General features: G+C 65.9%; 16 protein-coding genes. 3 read left to right on the forward strand and 13 right to left on the reverse strand.

Features of this window, described 5'->3' with window-relative positions; translation table 11 throughout:
• Positions 1-5 precede the first annotated feature (5 nt).
• The 6 genes from WG208_RS08135 to WG208_RS08160 form a co-directional block, all read right to left on the reverse strand.
• Positions 6-1,019, reverse strand: coding sequence for a hypothetical protein (locus tag WG208_RS08135; protein ID WP_337170836.1), 1,014 nt, complete (start codon positions 1,017-1,019; stop codon positions 6-8).
• Positions 1,019-2,071, reverse strand: coding sequence for a phosphoribosylformylglycinamidine cyclo-ligase (purM, locus tag WG208_RS08140; protein WP_337170837.1), 1,053 nt, complete (start codon positions 2,069-2,071; stop codon positions 1,019-1,021). The genes WG208_RS08135 and purM overlap by 1 nt, the downstream gene beginning before the upstream one ends.
• Positions 2,071-3,009: a PfkB family carbohydrate kinase gene (locus WG208_RS08145; protein WP_337170838.1), complete on the reverse strand. Its 939-nt coding sequence runs from the start codon at positions 3,007-3,009 to the stop codon at positions 2,071-2,073. Before WG208_RS08145 ends, purM begins: the two co-directional genes overlap by 1 nt.
• Positions 3,006-4,748, reverse strand: coding sequence for an arginine--tRNA ligase (argS, locus tag WG208_RS08150; RefSeq protein ID WP_337170839.1), 1,743 nt, complete (start codon positions 4,746-4,748; stop codon positions 3,006-3,008). The genes WG208_RS08145 and argS overlap by 4 nt, the downstream gene beginning before the upstream one ends.
• Positions 4,745-5,104: a hypothetical protein gene (locus tag WG208_RS08155; protein ID WP_337170840.1), complete on the reverse strand. Its 360-nt coding sequence runs from the start codon at positions 5,102-5,104 to the stop codon at positions 4,745-4,747. Before WG208_RS08155 ends, argS begins: the two co-directional genes overlap by 4 nt.
• Positions 5,105-5,319: 215 nt before the next feature.
• A complete protein-coding gene (locus tag WG208_RS08160) occupies positions 5,320-6,684 on the reverse strand; it encodes a Rieske 2Fe-2S domain-containing protein (protein ID WP_337170841.1) in 1,365 nt (454 codons plus the stop codon).
• A 548-nt stretch (positions 6,685-7,232) separates the two neighbouring features.
• On the opposite strand from WG208_RS08160, the gene WG208_RS08165 reads away from it, so the two are divergent.
• A complete protein-coding gene (locus tag WG208_RS08165; RefSeq protein WP_337170842.1) occupies positions 7,233-10,319 on the forward strand; it encodes a SusC/RagA family TonB-linked outer membrane protein in 3,087 nt (1,028 codons plus the stop codon).
• A gap of 34 nt (positions 10,320-10,353) precedes the next feature.
• Positions 10,354-11,784: a RagB/SusD family nutrient uptake outer membrane protein gene (locus WG208_RS08170; protein ID WP_337170843.1), complete on the forward strand. Its 1,431-nt coding sequence runs from the start codon at positions 10,354-10,356 to the stop codon at positions 11,782-11,784.
• A gap of 174 nt (positions 11,785-11,958) precedes the next feature.
• Here the strand turns inward: WG208_RS08170 and WG208_RS08175 are convergent, their stop codons facing one another.
• Positions 11,959-12,873 (reverse strand): carboxypeptidase regulatory-like domain-containing protein, encoded by a 915-nt coding sequence (locus WG208_RS08175; RefSeq protein ID WP_337170844.1) that lies wholly within the window; start codon positions 12,871-12,873, stop codon positions 11,959-11,961.
• A gap of 96 nt (positions 12,874-12,969) precedes the next feature.
• Complete coding sequence (locus WG208_RS08180; protein WP_337170845.1) at positions 12,970-13,404, reverse strand: hypothetical protein; 435 nt, start codon at positions 13,402-13,404, stop codon at positions 12,970-12,972.
• Between the two features lie 252 nt (positions 13,405-13,656).
• On the opposite strand from WG208_RS08180, the gene WG208_RS08185 reads away from it, so the two are divergent.
• The gene (locus tag WG208_RS08185) at positions 13,657-14,358 is read left to right on the forward strand and encodes a carboxypeptidase regulatory-like domain-containing protein (protein WP_337170846.1); all 702 of its coding nucleotides are present in this window, start codon (positions 13,657-13,659) and stop codon (positions 14,356-14,358) included.
• Between the two features lie 113 nt (positions 14,359-14,471).
• Here WG208_RS08185 and tyrA read toward each other — a convergent pair whose 3' ends face one another.
• The 5 genes from tyrA to miaB form a co-directional block, all read right to left on the reverse strand.
• Positions 14,472-15,575, reverse strand: a complete 1,104-nt coding sequence (tyrA, locus tag WG208_RS08190) for a bifunctional chorismate mutase/prephenate dehydrogenase (protein WP_337171254.1) — start codon at positions 15,573-15,575, stop codon at positions 14,472-14,474.
• A gap of 449 nt (positions 15,576-16,024) precedes the next feature.
• The gene (locus WG208_RS08195; RefSeq protein ID WP_337170847.1) at positions 16,025-17,620 is read right to left on the reverse strand and encodes a methylmalonyl-CoA mutase family protein; all 1,596 of its coding nucleotides are present in this window, start codon (positions 17,618-17,620) and stop codon (positions 16,025-16,027) included.
• Between the two features lie 190 nt (positions 17,621-17,810).
• Positions 17,811-18,887, reverse strand: coding sequence for a class 1 fructose-bisphosphatase (gene fbp, locus WG208_RS08200; RefSeq protein ID WP_337170848.1), 1,077 nt, complete (start codon positions 18,885-18,887; stop codon positions 17,811-17,813).
• Between the two features lie 42 nt (positions 18,888-18,929).
• Entirely contained in the window at positions 18,930-21,572 is a 2,643-nt protein-coding gene (locus WG208_RS08205) for a ComEC/Rec2 family competence protein (protein WP_337170849.1), read from the reverse strand.
• 74 nt (positions 21,573-21,646) lie between these two features.
• Positions 21,647-23,020: a tRNA (N6-isopentenyl adenosine(37)-C2)-methylthiotransferase MiaB gene (gene miaB, locus WG208_RS08210; RefSeq protein ID WP_337170850.1), complete on the reverse strand. Its 1,374-nt coding sequence runs from the start codon at positions 23,018-23,020 to the stop codon at positions 21,647-21,649.
• Positions 23,021-23,030 lie beyond the last annotated feature (10 nt).

Below are 23,030 nucleotides of genomic sequence, written 5' to 3' on the forward strand. Positions count from 1 at the left end.
CGACATCAGAACCTGGCCGTCACTCCCAACGAGGCATACCGATACGCTTCGTTGGCGCGTCGACCGCCGAACTGATTGATGGTCTGTTCGATCGTGCCCGCACTGGACCAGCCGTACTCGCCGACGATGCGCGCCGCCGAGATGCCGAACGATGCATTCACGAATGCGGTGTTCCGCCTGGTCTTGGTGCGTACGTCGGAGAGCGTCACGGCGCTGCGCAACGTGGCCCCGCCGAGCGATTCGTTCACCACGCCGCTCATGCTCGACGTGCCTTCGATGTCGTCGCGCCCCACACCCGCGGCCAGCCCCACCACGGCAATGCGCTTGCTCGCCACCAGCCGCCACGTGTTGGACGTGATCGCGATGTTGTTCACGTTGAGCGTGTCGTTGCCGGGCGTGTAGGCGATGTTCTCCGTGGGCAGCTTGCGGCGCATGTAACTCAGGCTCACGCCGGGCACGAGCGAGGATTCCTGCAGCGCTCCCACGCGGAGGCCGTAGGAGAACGCAAACGCCGACGTCGTGGGCTCGATGCGGAAGGTGCCCTCCGATGCCTTGGGCACATACGTCACGCCCAGCAGTGCATCCACACCGCCCACGTTCGTGAGACCGGCGGGTACTCCGGAAAAGACACCGACCGCCACATCGGCCGAAGGGATCGGTACGTAGGTGCGTTCGGCACCGAAGTCGCCGGGTTGCGGATTGAGTGCCGTGGTGATCGGCACCGAATTGCGCGGCAGATATCCCTCGACGGCCGAAAGCCTGAAACTGAGCGCGCGCCTGCCCCAGCCGCCCATCGTTCCACCCTCGCCGAGAATCGGATTGCCCGCCGACAGTGCGACACCCACCTGCGGTGCCACGAAGGCAAACAGATCCCGTCCCTTCTGACAGGCATCGGCCGCGGAGCCGTTGAACGTGGCCATGTGGCACTCGCCCACCGTTGTCTGCGCATACCCGACCGATGCGGCGATCATCGCGGCAATGGTCGCGGCGGTCACGATGGCCCCCCGCCCCGCGCGCATCACGCGGACAGTCCTTCGAGACGGACTTCACCCGTACCCTTCACCACGGAACCCAGCTCCCACGCTTCGATGCCACACGACGACGCGCGCGACAGCAGTGCGGACACCTGGTCCTTCGATGTGATCACCACCATACCCACCCCCATGTTGAAGGCACGGAACATCTCCATCGGGCTCACCTGCCCCGCTTCCGCGAGTACCCGGAAGACGGAGGGGATGGTCCACGTGGAGGTGTCCACGGCGGCATCGAGGGTGTGAGGCAGCGCACGATTCAGGTTGCCCGGCAGCCCGCCACCGGTGATGTGCGCCATCGCATGAATCGAACCCAGCAGTGGTTCGAGACAGGTGAGATACGAGCGGTGCACCTTGAGCATCACGTCGGCCACGGTCGCGCCGTTCGCGTCGGGAAACGCATCGTGCACGCCGAGCTTCATGCGGTCGCTGATGATGCGGCGCGCAAGCGAATACCCGTTGGTGTGCAGTCCATCGCTGGCCAGGGCCACCAGCACATCGCCTTCCTGCACGCGCGCACTGCCCAGCACCTGGTCCTCTTCCACGATGCCGGTGATGAAGCCGGCGAGATCGTAATCGGGCGGCGTGTACACCCCGGGCATCTCGGCCGTTTCTCCGCCGATCAGCGCGCACCGATTTTCGCGGCACCCCGCGGCCACACCGGCCACCACGCCTTCCACGACGGGCGGTTCGAGTTTGCCGAACGCCACGTAGTCGAGGAAGTAGAGCGGCACCGCCCCCTGCACGAGGATGTCGTTGGTGCAGTGATTGACGAGGCAATGCCCGATGGTGTCGTGACGGCCCGCTTCGATGGCGATCTTGATCTTCGTGCCCACGCCATCGGCACTGGCCACGAGCAGCGGCGCCTTGTACCCCTCGGGCACACGGAACATGCCGCCGAATCCACCGAAGGCCCCACGCGCACCCGACGTCATGGTCGACTGCACCAGTTTTGCGAGCCGGTGCTTGGCATCGTCGGCCGCCTCGATGTCGACGCCCGCCGAGCGGTAGTCGAGCGGCGTGCTGTTGGGACCCGTCATCAGGTCAGCTCCGTATCGAAGGCCACGAGCTGACGGAACTCCTGCACGCGGGCGTCGATGTCCCCGCGCGTGATTTCGAGCAGACGGGCGTTGGAGAACTTCTCCACGGCGAACGAGCCCATGGCCGATCCCACCACCACGGCACGGCGCATCGCGCGTTCGCTGATGTCGCCGGTGGCCGCGAGGTATCCCATGAACCCGCCGGCGAACGAATCACCGGCGCCCGTGGGATCGAACACCGTTTCCAGCGGATACGCAGGCGCGTAGAACACACTCTCGCGATTGAACATGAACGCACCGTGTTCGCCCTTCTTGATGAGCACGTGCTTCGGCCCTCGGTCCAGGATCCAACGCGCGGCCTGCACGAGATTGGTGTGTTCGGTGAGCTGCCGGGCTTCGGCGTCGTTGAGCGTGATGAGATCGACGTGCTTGAGCAATTCGACGATGTCGGGGCGCCGCGATTCGATCCAGAAGTTCATCGTGTCGCAGGCCACCAGGCGCGGCTTCTCCACCTGCTCGAGCACCTGGAGCTGCAACCGCGGATCGATGTTGGCGAGGAACACGAACGGCGCGCGGCGGAACTGCTCGGGGATCTTGGGGCGGAAATGCGAGAACACACCGAGATGGGTCTCGAGCGTCTCCGCCGAATTGAGATCGTGCCGGTACCGGCCGCGCCAGCGGAAGCTCGACCCTTCGGTCTTCTCGAGACCGGTGAGATCGACCCCACGCGCGGCCAGCGGTTCGAGTTTGTCCACCGGATAGTCGTCACCCACCACGCCCACCAGTTGCACGGGCGCGAAGTGCGACGCCGACGACGAGAAGTACGTGCCGGATCCGCCCAGCACTTCATCGGCCTTGCCGAACGGCGTCTCCACCGAATCGAGCGCCACCGAGCCGACGACGAGCACGGGGCTCGCCGGGGAAGAAGAGGATGTCACATGCGCTCCGGCGCGGTCAGTCCGAGGATGCGCAGGCCGGCGGCGATGCCGAGCTGCGTGGCACGCGCAAGCACGAGACGCGCGCGCGTGATGGCCTCGGGTTCACCGAGGACGTGATGCTTGTGATACCAGGTGTGGGCCGTCCGGGCCGTTTCGAGCAGCCAGCCGGCGATGCGATGCGGCTCGAGGTTCTCCGCCGCGCCTTTCACGATCGCGGGGAAGTCGAGCAGCTGCTTGATGAGTTCCTGTTCGGCGGGCTCGCTGAGCACCCCGAGATCGACGCCGTCTGGTGTCACCGACAACGGATCGATCTCACCCACGCGGAAGATGCCGCACATCCGCGCGTGTGCCATCTGCACGTAATACACGGGGTTCTCTTCCGACTGACTGCGCGCGAGATCGACGTCGAACACGAGCTGCGAATCGCCCTTGCGCATCAGATAGAAATACCGCACCGCATCGCGTCCCACCTCGTCGATGAGATCGCGCACGGTCACGTAGGAGCCGGCGCGCTTGGAGATCTTCACCTCCTCGCCGCTCTTCATCACGGTGACCATCTGATGCAGCACGTAGTCGGGATAGCCCTGCGGGATGCCGATGCCCAGCGCCTGCAGACCGGCACGCACACGCGTGGTGGTGCTGTGATGATCGGCGCCCTGCACGTTGATCGCGCGGTGATACCCACGTTCCCACTTGGTCACGTGATACGCGACATCGGGCACGAAGTAGGTGTAGTCGCCACCCTTGGCGTCGCTCTTCTTCATCACGCGGTCCTTGTCGTCGCCGAAGGCCGTCGTGCGCAGGAAGACCGCGCCATTCTCCTCGTAGGTGTACCCCGACTGCTTCAGTGCCTCGACGGTCTTGTCGACCCGCCCGTCGGTGTAGAGCGAGCTCTCGAGATAGTAGGTGTCGAACTTGACACCGAAGGCCTGCAGATCGAGGTCCTGCTCGTGACGCAGCGCGGCCACGGCAAACTGCCGCATGGCATCGAGGTCGTTGCCGTCGCGGTCTTCCGGGTGCTCCTGCACGTAGCGTTCGGCGATCTCGCGGATGTACTCCCCGTGATAGCCGCCGTCGGGAATCTCGAGCGCGTGGCCACCGAGTTCACGCACCCGTGCCTGCGTGCTCTTCGCGAGATTCGCGATCTGCGCGCCAGCGTCGTTGTAGTAGAACTCCCGATCCACGTTCCAGCCGGTCCATTCGAGCAGCGTGCTGATGGCATCTCCCAGCGCCGCCTGACGACCATGCCCCACGTGCAGCGGACCGGTGGGATTGGCCGAGACGAACTCCACCACCACCCGCTCCCCGCGGCCGAGGTCGTGACGTCCCCATTGTTCGGGCGCAGCGAGAATCTGCAGCAGCCCGCGCGCCTGAAATCCCGGATCGAGACGGAAGTTGATGAAGCCCGGCCCCGCGATCTCGGCGGCCTTGATGCCTACCCGCGTGGTATCGAGCGCGGCGATGAGCGCCTCGGCCAGATCGCGCGGCTTGCGTCCCAGCGGCTTCGCCAGCGTCATGGCCAGATTGGTGGCCCAGTCGCCGAACGAGGGATCGCGCGGACGCTCGAGCACCGGGTGTACATCGTCGGGCGCGCCAAGGGTACGCGCCGCGCGCACGAGTTCGGCGCGCAGCGCGTCGGCGTGACTGACCGGTTCGCTGGTGGAAGGGCCTGTGTTCTGGCCCGCACTCTGGCTCGCGTCCGGCGGCGTGCCGGACGCGTCACCGTCGACCGCGCTCACTCGGACTTCGTCGAGGACGTGGAACCGCCTGAGGAGCCGCTGGTCGAAGAACCCGACGAGGCACTGGAGGAGCCACCGGACGCCGAACCCGACTCACTCTTGGCCGCGCCGCTCTTGCCATCGCTCTTGGCATCGCCAGCCGCGCCACTGGCCGCCCGCTGGTCCTTCTTGCCGTCCTTGCCGTAGTCGGTGATGTAGAAGCCCGACCCCTTGAAGAGCAGACCGGCTCCTCCCGAAATGATGCGCGTGGCCATGCCATCGCCGTTGGGCGAAGGAATGGCGTCGGGGACTTCGGAGATCTTGAAGATGCGCTCGATGATCGTCCCGTCCGGACAACGGAACTCGTATGTCGGCATGGCTACTGCGGGCAAAAGGGAGCTAAGGTCAAACAGCCCCTCAAGTTAGCGGTGCCGACGGAGGCGGACAACATGAACGGCGGTGGAGGGTGGTGGGTTTGGAGTTCCGGGGGGGTGAACAATTGGGTGGTGGGTCGCGCGACCCGGGACTCACGTCCCGTAACCCGGCTTTTCACCCCCGAACCCATATCCCCACCACTACCCAAAACCGCCCCTCAGGACACCACCAGCGTCCCCGCCCCCGGCACATAGGTGACCGTGAGCGGCGTCAGATTGTCGGTGAGCTGCGGTGAACTGGGCAGGTTGTTGCCGGCATTGTCGAAGAGCGCGCCGTGGTTGGGGCAGCGGAAGCTGCTCCCGTTCACCACCTGGACGATCCCGCCCTGATGCGGACAGCGCATGGAGAACGCGGCAAAGCTGCTCGTGCCGGTACGCACCACGGCCACCGGTCCGCCGTTCACATTGCCGACGCTGCCCGCCGCACCGCCGATGTTGGCGAGCGCCGGCCAGGCGCCGATCGTGACCTGGAGCCCCGGTGGATTCACCGTCAGGGTGACCGTGATGGCGCGCGAGGCCACGCCATTGGCCGACACGGTGACCGTAGCGGTGTAGGTGCCCACGGCCAGTCCGGTCAGCGTCGGACGCAGCGTGAGGACGGCGGGCGCGCTGGTCTGGCTGAGTGAGGCCGTCAGCCAGCCCGAGCCGCCGGCGCCATAGCTGATGGCCGCGGCGAGCCCCAGCAGGGCTCCCCCGCCCCCGTTGTTGCACTGCACCGTCTGGGCAACCGGCACGATTCCCTGCGGTGCGACGAACGCCAGGGCATTGGTGGAGAGCAGCAGCGACGCGGGCGAATTGGGATCCTGTACGAGCAGCGTGACGGCCACGGTCTGCGGACCATTGGCGAGACCGGCCGCGGACACCGTGACCGTGGCCGTGTACGTGCCGGCCGGAATGGTCCCGCGCTGCGCCGTGAGGGTGAGCCTGGCCGGCGCCGAGGCCTGATCGAGCGCGACATCGAGCCACCCGCTGCGCTGATTGGCGCCGTAGGTGAGCGACACCTGCAAACCGGTGATGAGCCCGTCGCCGTCGTTGCCGATGGCCACCGTCTGCGGGGCCATGGCGCCTCCGGTCGTGCTGGTCACGAAGACGGCGGACGTGGCCCCCAGCGCCAGCAACGGCGGCGTCGGAACGCCCCCGATGGTCAGCGTGCCATCGGCGTTGCGGCGAACGGCCACCGGGGCGAGGCTGCCGGTGTCCTGTCCTCCGGCCCATGCCCCGTCCAGCGCGAACCGCGCGCCATGGTTGGGGCACACGAACCCCGACGAGGTCACGTCGACGATGGTGCCCCGGTGCGGACAGACCAGCGACAACGCCCGGTATTGCGTGGCGCTCATCCGCTCCAGGAGGATCGGCGACGTGAGCCCCGAACTGACCACCACCCGGCCGCCGATCTGCTGCAGCGCCGGGACCGCCCGGGGGTCGAACGCAAAGGGTCCGGTCGGGAACTCCGGGATGACAGCCGGTCCCGAGATGACCCCGTCACCGCAGGCCGCCGTCATGAGCGCGCCCAGAGACAACACGGACGCCGACGCAAGGAAGCCGCGCCGGTCCACGCCCGGGAGCCCACCCGGCGGGCCGGCGGACGTGCAGGAACGGCAGGAGGTGTGGCAGATGCGGTCGGAGGAGCACGCGGGCGACATGGCGGACGTATGGCCGAAGCGGGGGAGTGAGGCACACAGCGGGATTTCCGAGGACCATCCGGCTTTATCCTACCGGCTTGATCGACGGGGCGGGTGTGTCCGACGTCACGGTCGCGCGCAATTTGCCGATGGCCAGATTGTGACGAAATGTGACTGGCCCTGAGAATGTCACGACTGAGACACCGGGGACATCGTGAGGCCGACAGCAGACGAAACATCGCAGTCCCGGGGTCCCGCCTGTTGTCCCAACCATTCGCGTGACGCCACCTGTCTCTGTGCTGTTCCCTGTTTACCTTTGCGTCATCCTCGACGGTTCTGTCACCATCCTGTCACGGCCGACTCCCGCAGCGCCTGTGACGGGCGGTCCGTCCTCGGTGACGGAATGGTCGAGAGACCCCGCCGCAGTAATCCCCTCCATCGGAGACCCTATGGGTAGGTTCTTCAAGTTCGTGGCCGCGGCCGCCATGGTTGCCCTCCTGCCGTTCCGTGCGGACGCGCAGACCCGTGATGTCACGGGCAAGGTGACCATGATCGGTACCGGTCAGCCCCTTCCGGATGTCACTGTCAGCATCGTCGGCCAGCAGGTCGGCGTGCGTACCAACGAGCGCGGCGAGTATCGCATCCGCGTCCCGGCCGGCGAAGTCTCGCTCATGGCCCGCCAGCTCGGCTACAAGCGCGGCACGGTTCGAGTCGGTCCGAACGAAACCACGGCCAACTTCGAGCTCGACAAGGACGTGCTGCAGCTCGAAGGCGTGACCGTCACGGGTCAGGCGACGACGGTCGATCGCCGCGTGGCCGCCACGGCCGTGGCCTCGGTGAACGCGGAAGAACTCAATCGCGTGCCGGCCCGCTCGGTCGAAAGCAACCTGGCCGGCAAGGTGGCCGGTGCCCGCGTGTTCGAAAACAGCGGCGCGCCGGGCGGTGGTGCCCAGGTGCAGATCCGCGGCGCCACGTCGGTGCTCGCGCAGGGCGATCCGCTCTACGTCGTCGACGGCGTGATCATCTCGAACCAGGGTTATTCCTCGGGCGCCAGCGCCGTGTCGCGCGCCTCGGGTTCGACCGGTTCCAACCAGGACCAGGTGGTGAACCGTCTGGCCGACCTCAACTCCAACGACATCGAGAGCATCGAAGTCCTGAAGTCGGCGGCGGCGACGGCCATCTACGGATCGCGCGCCACGAACGGCGTGGTCGTGATCACGACCAAGAAGGGTCAGGCCGGCCAGACGCGCTGGAACCTCACGCAGCGCGTGGGCACGCAGCAGATGTCGCGCTCGCTGGGCCAGCGCACCTATGCCACGCTCGACGATGTGCTGCCGTGGGTCGATGGCCCGATCGGTGAAGCCGCCGCGCGCGCGGTCTGCACGCCCAACTGCACCAACTACGACTGGCAGGGGCAGCTCTACGGCCGCACCGACCCGTCGTGGGAAACGCTGCTGTCCGCCTCGGGCGGCGCCGGCAGCACCCGCTTCTTCGCGTCGCTCAACGACCGTCAGGAATCGGGCATCATGATCAACACCGGCGCCCGTCGCACCGGTGGTCGCATCAACCTCGACCAGACCATCGGCTCGAAGCTCACCGCGAGCATGGGCCTCGACGTCACGCGCAACTTCCTGCAGCGTGGTATCGGCAACAACGGCAACGCGGGTATCAGCCCCACGTACGAACTGGGCTACACGCCGGCCATCATCGATCTGCAGAAGCGCGGTGAAGACGGTCTGCTGCCTCGCATGCCGTTCCACGGCGGCGGCGCCAACACGGCCAATCCGTTCGACGTGATGGAAAGCGTGCAGGGCGACGAAACGGTGTACCGCCAGGCGGGCAACCTCCGCCTGGGCTACTCGGCCATCAGCTCGGCGCACCACAGCCTCCAACTCTCCATGCTGTCCGGTGTGGACCGCTTCCAGCAGGAAGGTGTGGTCTACTCGCCCAACCGCATGCAGTTCGAGCCCGCCGACGGTTACAACGGCACGGCGGCCGAGAACAACATCACCAGCCTCCAGACCAACGCCGGCCTCAACGCCGTGTGGACCTGGACGCCGGGCAATTCGCTGTTCACCTCGTTCACGACGTCGGTCGGTGGCACGTACGAGCGTCAGTACGTCTCGATCTATCGCATCCGCGGCCGCGGCCTGATCCCGGGTGTGCGCGTCACGCCGAACACCGGCGCGCAGGACCTCGCCGTCGAGGATACGCGCACGGAATTCCGCGACCAGTCGCTGTACGTCAACGAACAGGCCCTGCTGCTCGACGAAAAGCTGGCCCTGAACGTCGGCTTCCGTGCCGACCGTTCCAGCGCCAACGGTGACCGCGAGAAGTACTACCTGTTCCCGAAGTACTCGGGTTCGTACCGCTTCGTGAAGCCGTTCACCGACAAGCTCGACGAAGTCAAGATCCGCGGCGCGTGGGGTCAGTCGGGCAATCGCCCGCGTTACGGCGACCGCGACGTGTTGTACGCCGTCCCCGGTCAGATCGGTGGTCAGGGCTCGCTCACCTCGGCCAGCCTCGTCGGCAACCCGGCCATCAAGCCGGAAATCATGAACGAGCTCGAATTCGGTGCGGACGCCACGCTGTTCGGCGGCCGGGTCGGCATCGAAGCCACGCGCTATCAGCGCAAGATCACCGACCTGCTGCTCACCTACCCGCTGCCGCCGTCGTCCGGTCTGGCGAACAAGATCATCAACGGTGGTCAGCTCTCGGTGCTGGGAACGGAAGGCGTGCTCTCGCTGGTGCCGATGCGTCGCGGCAGCTTCGAATGGACCAGCCGCATCATCTACAACACCAACAAGCAGTACACCAACAGCCTGCCGGTTCCCAACTTCTTCGCCGCCGGCAGCTTCGGTTCGGCGTACGGTCGCAACAAGATCGGTTCGAACAGCATCTCGACCAAGATCTGGTCGAATGCGCCGCTGCGTTGGAACAAGAGCACGAACGCCTATGTGGTGGCCGACACCATCACGGGCGACGCCAACCCGATCCACACCACCACGTTCAACAACGACTTCTCGTGGAAGCGCCTCACGGTGTCGGTGCTGCTCGACTGGCGTGCGGGTGGTGCCGTGTCGAACATGACGAACAACCTGTGGGACGAAGGTGGCAACTCGCGTGACTTCGACGATCCGGCGCCCACGCAGATCATCGCGCCGAGCGGCTCGGGCAATCCGGGCGATGCCTCGTACATCCCCGGCTCCATGCTGTGCGGCAACCGCACACTCGGCGACTGCCGCTACGAGACGTTCAACGGCAACGACACGCGCGTGTACATGCAGAACGGCTCGTACGTGAAGGTGCGCGAAATCACGCTCAACTATCAGGCGCCGGATTCGTGGGCGCAGAAGTTGAAGGCGAAGTCGATGCGCTTCAACGTCAGCGGCCGCAACCTGTTCATGTTCACGGATTACTGGGGCTTCGATCCGGAGTTCAACAACTTCGGCAACCAGAACTTCAACCGGTTCATCGACCTCGCGCCGTATCCGTCGAGCCGGCAGTTCTTCCTCAGCGTCGACCTGGGGTTCTGATCCCATGACGACTCCCTTCAACGCCGATTCCCGGATGACCCGGTCGACTCTGCGCACCGTCGGTGCGCTGTCCCTCGCGTCCCTTGCGCTGGCGGCCTGCAGCCAGGACACGCTGAACATCACCAACCCGAACAGCCCCACCGTCGCGGGAGCCAGCGCCGATCCCGCGGCGCTGCAACTGCAGGCCAACGGCCTGCTGCGGCAGCACCGTGGCGACATGACGTCCTTCATCAGCAACGCGGGCGTGTTCGGGCGTGAGCTGTACAACTACACGCCGGCTGAAGGCCGTAACACGTCGGCCTATCTGATCGGCATCCCCGGTCAGAACCGCCTCGATCCGTCGGGCTTCGCCAACGGCAACTGGGGTGGCCCGTACGGCAACCTCCGTGACGTGTTCAACTTCAAGAACACCGTCAGCAGCTCCACCTCGCTGTCGGAAGCGCAGAAGAAGGCCGCCATGGGCTTCGCGCGGACGATCGAGGCGATGGAGTTGCTGTACGTCATTGCCTCGCGCGATTCGCTGGGCGGTATCGTGCAGATCAACGCCGATCCGCAGGAGCTGGCGCCGTTCGTGTCCCGGGATTCGATGTACAAGTACATCCTGAACACGCTCGACGGCGCCCAGACGGATCTGGCCGCAGGTGGTGCGGCCTTCCCGTTCACCATGCATTCGGGGTTCGCGGGATTCAACACGCCGGCCAACTTCATCCGGTTCAACCGGGCGATCGCGGCGCGTGCGGCGGCCTACTATGCCACGGCGGAAGGTGGCGCCGCGGCCTGGGCCCGGGCAAAGACCGCGCTCGATGCGTCGTTCATCAACACGGCGGCGACCACGGCAGCGCAGCTCAACGCGGGCCCGTTCCATATCTTCGCGGCCGCCCCGGACACGCCCAATCCGTTCTCGCAGTCGAACAACACCACCGCCTACGCGCACATGTCGATCCAGGCCGACGCGCCGCGCAAGGCCGATGGTTCGTTCGACAACCGCTACCTGGCGAAGATCGGTTCCCGTCCCCAGGGCAACGCGCCCCAGGGTCTGGGTATCCCGTCGACGCTCGGCTTCAACCTCTACCCGACGATCACGTCGTCCATCGGAATCATCCGTAACGAGGAGCTCATCCTCCTCCGCGCGGAGATCCTGCTCGCCACCGGCGACAAGCAGGGTGCGATCGACATGATCAACGTGATCCGCGTGAATTCGGGCGGCCTGGCGCCGACCACGCTCACCGCGGCGTCGGCGAACAACGACATCCTCACAGAGATCCTCCTCCAGAAGCGTTACTCGCTCCTGCTGGAAGGTCACCGCTGGGTGGATATGCGTCGGTATGGCCGTCTCAACTTGCTGCCGATCGACATCACGGAAGGCGTGAACAAGCACTTCGTGGCGAAGGTCCAGCCGATCCCGCAGGCCGAGTGCCTGCAGCGCGTCGGTCTGACGGGCGCTCTCGCGGGCCCGGGCTGCTGATGCAGTCGATGTGACGGGTGGTGCGTTGGATCCATCGACGCACTGCCGGTCACGGTGGGTTTAGTCCTGATCCAGCATGAAAGAGGTATGACAAAGGCCCCCGGATGCTTTCGCGTCCGGGGGCCTTTGTCATCGGTGTCGCTGTTCGACGTCCTGTTTGTCGCTACAGCGATCTCAGTTGTACCCATCCCGCGTCCAGACCGCGACCACACCACACCGGCGATCGGGACCACCGAATTGCGGAGGGATCGTGGCCGCACCGGAATACACTTCGATGCCTGCAACCTGCTTGGGCGGTGGCAGCAGATCGAGATTGAAATTCTTCGGCAGAATGATGCCGTCCAACAGCACCTGCATCGCGCATCGCGAGCCTGTCCCGTCACTCAGACCGGCGCCTTCCCGGCGCGAATACACCTGCGTGCCGGCAAAGAGATTCGACGTCACCTGTGAGACTTCCACGCCGCGCATGTAGCGCAGGAAATCGGACGTGGCGATTGAACCGCGTCGGTCGATTTCCTCCTGCGTGATGAACTGTCCGATCCCGAGCTGACGCCGGTGGTCGAACTCGCGCATGCGCATGGTGACCCGCGTGCCGCGCACCTGCACGGTGTCGAGGATATTGCTGGAGCGATCGAGCACATAACTCAACCGCAACGTATCGCGCGCCGGCACCTCGATCATGCCCGAGGTCGGCGCGTAGCCGATGCGGCGGACGATGAGCAGATACTGCCCCGGGGGCACTTGCAGCATGCGGAAACGACCATTCTCGCCGGTCACCACCCGTGCGCCCGTCCCCACCACCGTGACGTCGGCGGAATTGAGCGGCCGGAGCAGCGAATCGGTGACCACGCCATCGAGCACCGAAAAGCGCGAGGCATCGGTGGTGGCTTCGCGCACCGCTTCCTGACGGGCGCGGTCGCGGATGGTGGTCTTGCTCTGGGCGGCGAGCACGCCGGGCAACAGCAACGGCGCCAGCCCCGCCAGTACCAGTGGCCGGAGCCCGGTGCGCGGGAAACGAACGGCAGCGCCGGTGGCAGAACGGGCGTCAGCCACCATGCGGCGCCGCCCGGGAGGCAGTGAAGTGTTCATCAGGGAAATCTACACAGGAGAGGGAGCACAGTTTCGGTTTCCACCGAATACCCGTCTCCCCCTGCAGCCCGTGACATCATCCGCACCCTACCCCATCTAGTGTTTCGCCAGATCCCCGCACGCCACGACGATGCCCATCGCCGCCGCCGAGTCGTGGATGTTCACGTTGTACGACCCCGTGTCGGCGGGCACTGCGGGCACGGTGACTTTCGCCTCACCATGGCCCTTGGCGTCGATGGCAATGGGCGTATAGGCGCGCGGTCCGCCGAAGACGGCGATGCCATTGGCACAGGTCCCGGTATGGATGTGCCAGGGACGGGTGGCGCCGGGTGTGTCTCCATCCAGCGTCACATGCACATCGATCCCCTTGCCGTCCGCCGTCGGCTTGACGGTGGCCGAGCCGGTGACCTTGCGACCCTCCTTCCCGGCAATTTTGGCGGTCCATTCCGTGAGCGGTACGCGGGTCGCGGCAATGGAGGAGATCAACACGGCCGGAATCAGCAGTCCGGCAAGGCGGGAGGTCGAGCGCATGACGACTCCAGATGGCGCAGAGATGATGCGTGTGGTGGGAGGCCGGGGCGCCGCGGGCGCTGGCCGATCGATGCGAGTGTCAACGTGATATGCTATGATATGCAGAGAACCCGTTCCAGACCAAGGCGTTCCCTGCGTCCCGCCAATTCAATGGCCCGTTCGCGATCGTCCCCGACTCGTGCCTGCGCCTTCCTTCTGGCGCTTGGCGTCCCCAACACGGTCCTCCACGCGCAAGCCGGGCTACTCCGCGGTGTGGTGGAAGACAGCATCGGTGTGCCGGTGTCGGGTGTCGATGTCTCGGTGGCGGGGTCCTCACGGAAACTGCGTACCGACTCGCTGGGACGTTTCACGCTGACCGCGCTGGGTCCGGGCACCCATCGCGTCACGCTCCGCCGTTTCGGTTTCGAATCGCTCACCTCACCGGTCGCGATGACGATGGACGACACCCTGGCGCTGACCTTCGAGTTGCGCGCCATGCCGGCCCTGCTCGGCGAAGTCCGCGTCAATGCGTCGCCTACCACCCCCAAACTGCTCGCGGTGGGCTTCGATCGCCGGCGAAAGCTGGAGGGGGTTCCGAGCCGGCAGTTCGTCACGCGCGCCGAGATCGAGCGCCGCAATCCGGTGGTCGTGAGCGACCTGATGAAGCGCATGAGCGCTCGCGCCAGCGGCGCATCGTGCATGGACCCGGTGCTCTTCGTGGACGGGGCGATCCGCCCCCGTCTGGGACCACCGACGCAGATGCGACGTCTCATCACCTCGCGGGGCGAGGCGCTGACCTCCGTCACCGGTAGCGTCAGCTCCTTCCGCCCACCGGTGGACGACATCGATCCGTCGGAGATCGAGGGCATCGAGGTCTATACAGGGCCCGCCCAGATTCCCGCGGAATTCAAGGCGGCAGGACGGGGCTTCGAGTGTGTCGTGGTGATCTGGACGCGGAGTGGTCCGGGATCGTAGCGACGCGTGCCGGGCCTCCACTTGGGGAGGGAGCCGAGAGTTGTGGAGGGCGCCCCGCGGGCGGCCCCGTACAGTCAGTGAATAGCCTCAATCCGTGGGAGTCCCATGGCGATTTACTGCCGCTCCACGATGCGGTCGATCAGGAAGCTCGACTGTTCCAGCGCTTCCGCCGTGAAGTCGCCGAAGAATCCGCGCACGTCCTCGAACAATCGCGTGAACGCGGCCTGATCCCCGTCGGCAATCACCCCCGCCAACTCATCCACGGCAGCGCCGAAGGCGGCCGTGACTTCGCCGGTGCGTGGATTGCGCATCTCGATCGATCCGTACAGCGCCGGATCCTGCGCAAAATGCCGCGCGGCCACGTACAACTCCAGCAAATACGCCGGAGACGTGAATGGCAGCGTTTCCGACAGCGGTACACCCATGCGTGCGAGCGTGAGTCCCAGCACCTGGGTCTGGAAATGCGTGAGGACCTGCACCACCGACATCGCCCGGTCATGCTGTTCGGCCGTGGTCTCGGTCACGACGAGTCCACGCGCGGCAAAGGTGCGCGCCACCCAGTCGGCCCACACATCCCCACGCCCGCGACACAGCACCAACCGCTGCCCCTGCAGCGTGTGCACGCTGGGGCCGAACATCGGATGCGTGCCCACCACGCTCGCCGTCGTGGATTCGAGCATGGCGCGCATCGGCGCTTCCTTGATGCTCGTGACGTCCATGAGCAGCGCATCCGCGCGCACATGCGGCCCCAGTTCGCGAATCACCTGCTCGGTGCGTTCGATGGGCACACTCACCACCGTGACATCGGCGACCCGCGCCGCCTCGGCGCCGCGCAACGCCGTGTCGGTATCGACGATGAGCAGACGATGCCCGAGGTCGGCGAACAGGCGGCCGACGAGTCGTCCGATCTTGCCGTGCCCGCCGATGATGGCCACCGTGCGCGGCGTCTGATCGATGGGCACTTCCGCCCGCAACGCGGCCTGCTGGTCGCGGCTCGCGCGCAGCAGCAGCCGGAAGATCGACTCCACTTCGCCCACCGGAAGTCCGAGTTCTTCCGCATGCTCCTGCCGGTCACGCAGCACCTGCTGCTCACGGGGCAGGTCGCGGATACGCATGCCATGCTGCCGCTTCCACGCCGCCACTTCGGCCACGAGCGCCTTGCGCCGCGCCATGATCTGCAGCAGGTCGCGATCGAGCGCGTCGATCATGGCCCGCACGACGGACAACGGCCGCGGATTTCCCGCGGCGGTGGGATCGGAGGGTGTGCTCAGGGGTTCCTCTGGTCTTGTAGTTTCTGATCCCTGGCCTCTGGGTCTGGCTTCAGATTTTCAGACGGAGTCAGAGGTCAGAAATCAGCCGGTCAGAACTGAGACGGCAATAGAGGTAATGAGAAATCAGACAACTACGATGTGAGAGGTCAGAGCACTTCGTCCGCAGGCTGGGTACTGACGCAAGGGCTCGCTGTCTTGCGGGGCGCTTCGCGCCCCGAACCCTGCGGGCGCCCGGACGGCAAGCCCGTGGCGCGCACGAACGGTCGTCGTCGTCAGCGCTCAGATTTCTGATCTCGTGGTTGTCTGATCTCTCATCATTCGATCGCCGTCTCAGTTCTGACCAACTGATCTCTCATCTCTGACTCCGTCTGAAAGTCTGACCTCTGAACGGTGATTCACCCACCCGGCTGATATCTGCCCCACACCTTCTCCAGCGTATCCGCGATTTCACCGACCGATGCGCGGGCTCTCACCGCGTCGATGATGAGCGGCATCAACTCCGCGCGCGGACCGCTGTGGCCGCTGTCGTATTGCGGCGCCACTTCGGCGAGTCGTTGCAGTGCCGTTTCCACCGCGTTCGGATCGCGCTGTGCCCGCACCGCCGCCAGCCGCGCAACCTGGTCGCGCTCGAGGGCCGTGAAATCGGGAGCGGGAATGATGGGCGGGTCCTGGCCGTCACCGAAGCGATTCACGCCCACGACCACCGTTTCTCCTGCTTCCACCCGCAACTGGTATTCGTACGCGCTGCGTCCGATCTCCTCCTGGAAGAACCCGGCGCGGATGGCCTCGGCGGCACCACCCAGTTCGTCCACGCGCATCAGCAGTTCGAGCGCGCGCCGTTCGATTTCATCGGTGAGCTGCTCCACGTACCAGCTGCCGGCCAGCGGATCGACCGTCTGTGCCACGCCGCTTTCATAGCCCACGATCTGCTGCGTACGCAGGGCGAGCGTCGCCGCTTCGGCCGTGGGCAGGGCGAGCGCCTCGTCGTACCCGTTGGTGTGCAGCGACTGCGTGCCGCCCAGTGTGGCGGCCAGCGCCTGCACCGTCACCCGGACGACGTTGTTGAGCGGCTGCTGCGCCTGCAATGTCACACCACCCGTCTGGGTGTGGAAACGCATGCGGCAACTCGCATCGTTGCCATCGAACCGTTCACGCAGCAACCGCGCCCACAACCGGCGCGCCGCGCGGAACTTGGCGACTTCCTCGAACAGATCGTTGTGGGCCGCGAAGAAGAACGACAGCCGCGGTGCGAACACATTCACATCGAGCCCCGCGGCCACCGCCTGCTTCACGTATTCGAGCGCATCGGCGAAGGTGAACGCCACCTCCTGCACCGCCGTCGACCCGGCTTCGCGGATGTGATACCCGCTGATGGAGATCGGATTCCACTGCGGCACCTCGGTGGCGCAGAAGCGGAACATCTCCGCCGTCAGCGCGAGCGACGGCACGGGCGGATAGATGTACGTGCCACGCGCGATGTATTCCTTGAGGATGTCGTTCTGCACCGTGCCCGACACCTTCGCGCGCGGAATCCCCCTCTCCTCCGCCACCACGATGTACATCGCCAGCAGCGTGGACGCGGTGGAGTTGATGGTCATGCTCGTCGACACCTTGTCCAACGGAATGCCGTCGAGCAGGACGTGCATGTCGTCGACCGTGTCGATGGCCACCCCTACACGTCCCACCTCGCCCAGCGCCCGCGGCGAACTGGAGTCGATGCCCATCTGCGTGGGCAGATCGAAGGCGACCGACAGACCTGTCTGTCCGGCGTCGAGCAGCAGTTTGAAGCGCTCGTTCGTGGCCTTGGCGGTACCGAAACCCGCGTACTGCCGCATGGTCCACAGACGCCCGCGATACATCGTGGGCTGCACGCCGCGCGTGAATGGGAATTGCCCCGGATCGCCGAGGTCGCGCGGATAGTCGGTGGTGACATCGGTGGGACGCACCACCGCTGCCACGGGGATTCCTGAGGGGGAGAGTCGGTCGCTCATGCCGACAATGTAGCGGACCGGCGGTTATGGGTCTTGGGGTGGTGGGTTTGGAGGTGAACTGCGCAGTGGTTATGGGCCCTGGGTGGTGGGTTGGGGGTGACCTGCCGGATCACGGGACTCGTGACCTCTGACCTACGACCCGGCTGTTCATCCCCAAACCCATCCCCCCGAAACCCACAACGGCGCAGCCTCAGGAAAGCGGCGCCGGGGGCGTGGCCCGATTGCCCGAGCGCCGCTCCGGAATGCCCGGCGCCACGAACCTGGGCAGCGGGAACTCACTCACCAGCTCCACCTCCTCTCGACTGCCGATATACAGCGGCGTGCGCTGATGCAGTTCCGTGGGCTCCACATCGAGAATGCTGCCGTAGCCGTCCGTGGCCGCACCGCCGGCCTGTTCGGCGATGAACGCCAGCGGATTGGCCTCGTACAGCAGACGCAGCTTGCCACGAGGCGACTTGGCGTTCGCGGGATAACAGAACATGCCGCCACCCAGCAGGTTGCGATGGAAGTCGGCAACGAGTGATCCCACATATCGCACGTTGAGCGCCTTGCGTTCACCGTCCAGCCCGCGATACCGACGCATCAGCGCCCGGGTGGGCTCGGGCCAGTCCTGCTCGTACGCATCGTTCACCGACAGATACCGCGCATTTTCGGGGATGCGGATGTGCGGATGCGACAGCAGAAACTCCCCGATGGACGGATCGAGCGTGAAGCCGTGGACGCCCTGGCCCGTGGTGTACACCATCATCGTGCTCGAGCCATAGAGGATGTAGCCGGCCGCGACCTGACGGCGACCCGGCTGCAGCAAGTCCTCCATCTCACCGTGCGAACCGCGCGTGATCTTGCGGAACACCGAGAAGATCGTGCCCACCGGCACGTTCACATCGATGTTGGACGATCCATCGAGCGGATCGAAGAGCAGCACATACTTGCCCGGACGGAATCCCTCCGGAATGTGGATGATGTTCTCTTCCTCTTCCGACGCCATCGCACACAGACGTCCGCCATGATCGAACGCCTTCACCACGATCTCGTTGGCGATCACATCGAGCTTCTGCTGCACCTCACCCTGCACATTGGTATCGCTCGTGGCACCGAGGATGTCGGCGAGCCCCGCGCTGCGCACCTTGTTGGCGATCATCTTCCCCACGAGGGCCATGTCATAGAGGATGCCGGACAACTCGCCGGTGGCATCGGGAAACAGGCGCTCCTGTTCGATGATGAAACGCTCGATGGTGACAACGGACGTCGCTGTATGCTTGACCACGGCAGACTCCCAGGTGAGGACATCGGTGGGACTGTCGGGCCGTCACGGGACGAAGGACGGCTGACAGTTCCCATAAGCTCGCCCCGCGCTGCAAGCTCGGGCAAGAGCGTGCGCGGGGGGAAGTGGTTCGAGCGCAGGCAATGTCCATCGCTCATCACCGGATTCCACTTCCAACGTGCGTCCGTTGGAACGGACGATGACCGTGCCCTCGTGGTCGGTGCGCAACAGCGGCACGCCGCGTTCGAGGAACGCCTCGACCGTTTCGGTAGCGGGATGGCCATACCGATTGCCGGCCCCGAGCGATACCACCGCCACACGCGGCATGACCGCGTCGAGAAACGCCGCCGAAGAACTCGTACGGCTGCCATGGTGCCCCACCTTGAGCACATCGGCCCGCAGCATCTCCGGCGGCCATCGTGTGCCGAGCCACGTCTCCTCTTCACGTTCGGCGTCCCCCGTGAGCAGGAATCGATGGGCGCCATAGTCGACACGCAACACGACCGACGTTTCGTTGGCATCGTGCTGAGCCGCCGTCCATATCGAGTCGGGCGCGAGCACCGTGAACGTGACGCCGTCCAGATGCAGCGCCGCACCCGGCCTGACGCGCTCCCAGCGTGTGCCCGATTCGGCGACGGCCTCGAGGGCGTCGCGATACCCCGGACTCGTGGTCACGAACGCCGGTTCCCACCAGAGCGTGGGCCGCAATGCCCGCACGAAGGTCGCGGCGCCGCCCGCATGATCGTCGTGGGCGTGCGAGAGCACGAACAGCGCCACCTCACCTCCATGTCGTCGCACCCAGGGAATGATCACGCGGCGCGCGGCATCACCACCCTGCCACCGCGGACCGGCGTCCACGACCACCCATCGTCCACGTGGCGTACGCAGCGCAATGGCATCACCCTGGCCTACATCGAGCACGTGCATTTCCAGCATGCCAGAACCACCGCGCAGCAGCGACAGCCAGAGCGACATCACCAGCGCGGCCGCGCCGCCCAACCACCATCGCGTGGCGCGCGGAGAAGCGGAGCCACGTACGAAACAGGCCGCCGCCGCGCCCGCCCCGATCACCGTGGTGAGGGAGGGTGTGACGGGCAACACGGCGCCCGGCACCGCGGCCGTGAATGCCGCCAGACCATCGAGCAGCGCCATGAGCGGTTGCGTGGCATCGGCCACGAACGCCGCGGCCCCGGGAATGGGCGTGACCAGGAGCGCGAGAAACAACGCCGGCTGGAGCAACGCGATGATGGCCCCACCGGGGAGATTCGACAACGGTGCGATGAGACTGAGGCGCCCGAATGTCCATGCGATCACCGGCGCCGTGACCACCGTCGCCACGACGCCGGTGAAGATCTCCTGCACGAACCAGCCGCCGACACCGCGTCGTCTGCCCAGCCAGGCGGCGATGTTCATCACGATGTTCATGACGATGTTCATGACGGTGCGCATCGCGGTGTTCATGATCGATGCCGGCCATCGCGACGCGATACCGGCGCCATGGGGTGAGTGACCCTCGCCATGTATGTGCCTCTGCGCAGGCGAAGCACGACCGGAGCGATGTCGCATCGCCCACCGCCGCCATCGGCGTCGCAGCGCACGGGCAGCGACCAGCGCGGCCATGCCGCCCACACTCAACTGCCATCCGAGGTCGGTCACGATGAGCGGGTCGATGGTCGGCACGACGGCGCCGAGCGCGAGTGCCGTCCATTCGTGGACAGGACGCTGGAGTTGTGCGGCGATCGCCACCACACCCAGCATCACCGCACTGCGCACCGCCGGCGCGGGAAAACCCAGGAGCGCGACGTACAGCGCGACGATGACCAGCGCCACCGGTTCCAGTGTGGCGCGCGGAAGACGCAGCAGGCCGCCGAAGGCCAGCAACGCCGAGGCGATGATGGCCACATGCATGCCCGACACGGAGAGCATGTGCACCAGCCCCGCATCGGCGTAGCGGTCGCGCAGCTCGACGGGAATGCCATCCTGATCGGCAATCAGCAGGGCCCGCACCAATGGAGCGCGTGACCGGAACAGGGTGTCGATGGTGCGCCCGATGTCCGCACGCCACCCCAGGAGACGATCGTGCCCCGCGGCCTCGTGCAGACGGACCTGTTCGACACGAAGACCACGACTGGTTGGCATGGCGACGCCCGTGATGGCCGCCATCATGCCGGCGCGCACGTCGTCTACAGGATGGAGGCGGCGTTCGTGCAGGCCGGGCGCATTTCGGGGCGCGGCGAATTTGAGCCATCCCGGCACACGACAATGTGGATGCTCCGGCCGTTCGGACAACACGGCGCGGACCGATGAGATCGTACCGGACGAGGCTTTTCCGGACGATCCCGTCCGCGGTTCACCCAGACGCGCCCACACGACGACGGAATCGCTCATCCTGCGCAACAGCAGACGTCGACAGGCATCCTGCTCGCGCGCGGCATTGCCGGCCGCCACGAGCCCGGCCAGCGCCAGCAATGGTGCGAACGACACGGCATTCGACGACCCCGCGGACGGAGACCGGCTTCGTCCGGCATGGACACGGTCTTCCCGCGACCTCCAGGCCATCCACCACACGATTGCCCCGACCACGGCGAGCCACGACCAGGCCCACGCGGGCATCCAGGCAGGCGCCCGTGCAGTGCCCGCGTAGAGCCCCAACAGCCACCAAGCGGACGCGTGAACGAGAAGAGGCATGCCACACACTAGAACCGTGTGGTCATGCCTCCGTCATCGAATCACCGCAGACATACCCGAAACGTCGCGCGACTTCACACCGCCAGCGGCAGCGGTTTGCGCTCGGGCTGGCGTGAGACCGGCGTTCCCGTGAACGTCGCCCCCGTGGTACCGGTGAGCTGCACGGTGAGATAGTCGCCGATCTTCGCCGCATCGGCGGGCACCATGATCGTCTTGAAATCGCGAGAGCGGGCCTGCAGCAGTTCCCCGTCGCGCGCGACCTTCTCCACCAGCACTTCGAGCGTGTCGCCCAGTCGCTTGAGATTGTTCTCACGCGAAATGCCGCGCACGGTCTGCACCAGCCGATCGAACCGCTCGGCCATCACCTCGTCGGTGATCGTCCATTCGGGTGGCATGCGCGTGGCCGGCGTGCCTTCCCGCGGCGAGAACTTGAACATGAAGGCATCGTCGAAGCGCACCTCGCGGCACAACGACAGCGTGTCCTCGAATTCGGCGTCGGTCTCACCCGGGAATCCGACGATGATGTCGGTGGTGAGCGACAACCCCGGAATGGCCGCGCGCATGCGGGCCACACAATCGAGATACTCTTCGCGGGTGTAGCGGCGCAGCATGCGCTTCAGCATGCTCGTCGATCCACTCTGCATGGGCAGGTGGATGTGCTCACACACCGTGGGCACCGACGCCATCGCGTCGATCACGCGGTCACTGAAATCGTTCGGGTGCGGACTCGTGTAGCGCACGCGGCGGATGCCGTCCACCGTGCCCACCGCACGCAGCAGATCGGCAAAATCGTGCTGGCCATCGTTGTACGAGTTGACCGTCTGCCCCAGCAACACCACCTCGCCGAGCCCCTGCTCCACCACCTGCTGCACCTCGCGCACCACGTCGCTCAACTTGCGGCTGCGTTCGGGGCCGCGCGTATACGGCACGATGCAGTACGTACAGCGATAGTCGCAGCCACGCTGCACCGGGATCCAGGCTTTCACGCCTTCGAACCGGCGGGCCACCACGTCTTCGTAGTGTTCCTCGAGATCGAAGTCGGTGGACGAGAATTTCTCCCCGCGCCGTGCGCCATCGAGCAGCGAAGGCAGTGCGCGATACCCGTCCGGTCCGACGACCAGCGAGACATGCCGCGCCTGCTCCAGCACGCGGGCACCGAGTCGTTGCGCCATGCACCCCGTGACGCCCACGATCGTGTCGGGCTTCATGTAGCGCCGCAACTCGCCCAACCGGCCGATCACCCGTGTTTCCGCGTTCTCGCGGATGGCACAGGTGTTCACCAGAATCACGTCCGCGCCTTCCGGTGCATCCACCGGATCGTAGCCATGCGCGGCGAGCTTGCCGTACATGAGCTCCGAATCGGCCACGTTCATCTGGCAGCCGTAGGTCTCGATGTAGACGGTGGGTTTTGGCATCGTCGTATTCGCCCCGGCGTCAGCTCCGGACATCAGCGCATCC

The organism is Gemmatimonas aurantiaca (assembly GCF_037190085.1).
GTDB classification, from domain to species: Bacteria; Gemmatimonadota; Gemmatimonadetes; order Gemmatimonadales; family Gemmatimonadaceae; genus Gemmatimonas; species Gemmatimonas aurantiaca_A.

What these genes read in the sequence shown, in the direction of transcription:
- WG208_RS08135 (WP_337170836.1), bottom strand. Translation starts at nt 1,019, where the DNA reads ATGCGCGCGGGGCGGGGGGCCATCGTGACCGCCGCGACCATTGCCGCG.
- purM (WP_337170837.1), bottom strand. Translation starts at nt 2,071, where the DNA reads ATGACGGGTCCCAACAGCACGCCGCTCGACTACCGCTCGGCGGGCGTC.
- WG208_RS08155 (WP_337170840.1), bottom strand. Translation starts at nt 5,104, where the DNA reads ATGCCGACATACGAGTTCCGTTGTCCGGACGGGACGATCATCGAGCGC.
- WG208_RS08165 (WP_337170842.1), top strand. Translation starts at nt 7,233, where the DNA reads ATGGGTAGGTTCTTCAAGTTCGTGGCCGCGGCCGCCATGGTTGCCCTC.
- WG208_RS08170 (WP_337170843.1), top strand. Translation starts at nt 10,354, where the DNA reads ATGACCCGGTCGACTCTGCGCACCGTCGGTGCGCTGTCCCTCGCGTCC.
- WG208_RS08175 (WP_337170844.1), bottom strand. Translation starts at nt 12,873, where the DNA reads ATGAACACTTCACTGCCTCCCGGGCGGCGCCGCATGGTGGCTGACGCC.
- WG208_RS08180 (WP_337170845.1), bottom strand. Translation starts at nt 13,404, where the DNA reads ATGCGCTCGACCTCCCGCCTTGCCGGACTGCTGATTCCGGCCGTGTTG.
- WG208_RS08195 (WP_337170847.1), bottom strand. Translation starts at nt 17,620, where the DNA reads ATGAGCGACCGACTCTCCCCCTCAGGAATCCCCGTGGCAGCGGTGGTG.
- WG208_RS08205 (WP_337170849.1), bottom strand. Translation starts at nt 21,572, where the DNA reads ATGCCTCTTCTCGTTCACGCGTCCGCTTGGTGGCTGTTGGGGCTCTAC.
- miaB (WP_337170850.1), bottom strand. Translation starts at nt 23,020, where the DNA reads ATGTCCGGAGCTGACGCCGGGGCGAATACGACGATGCCAAAACCCACC.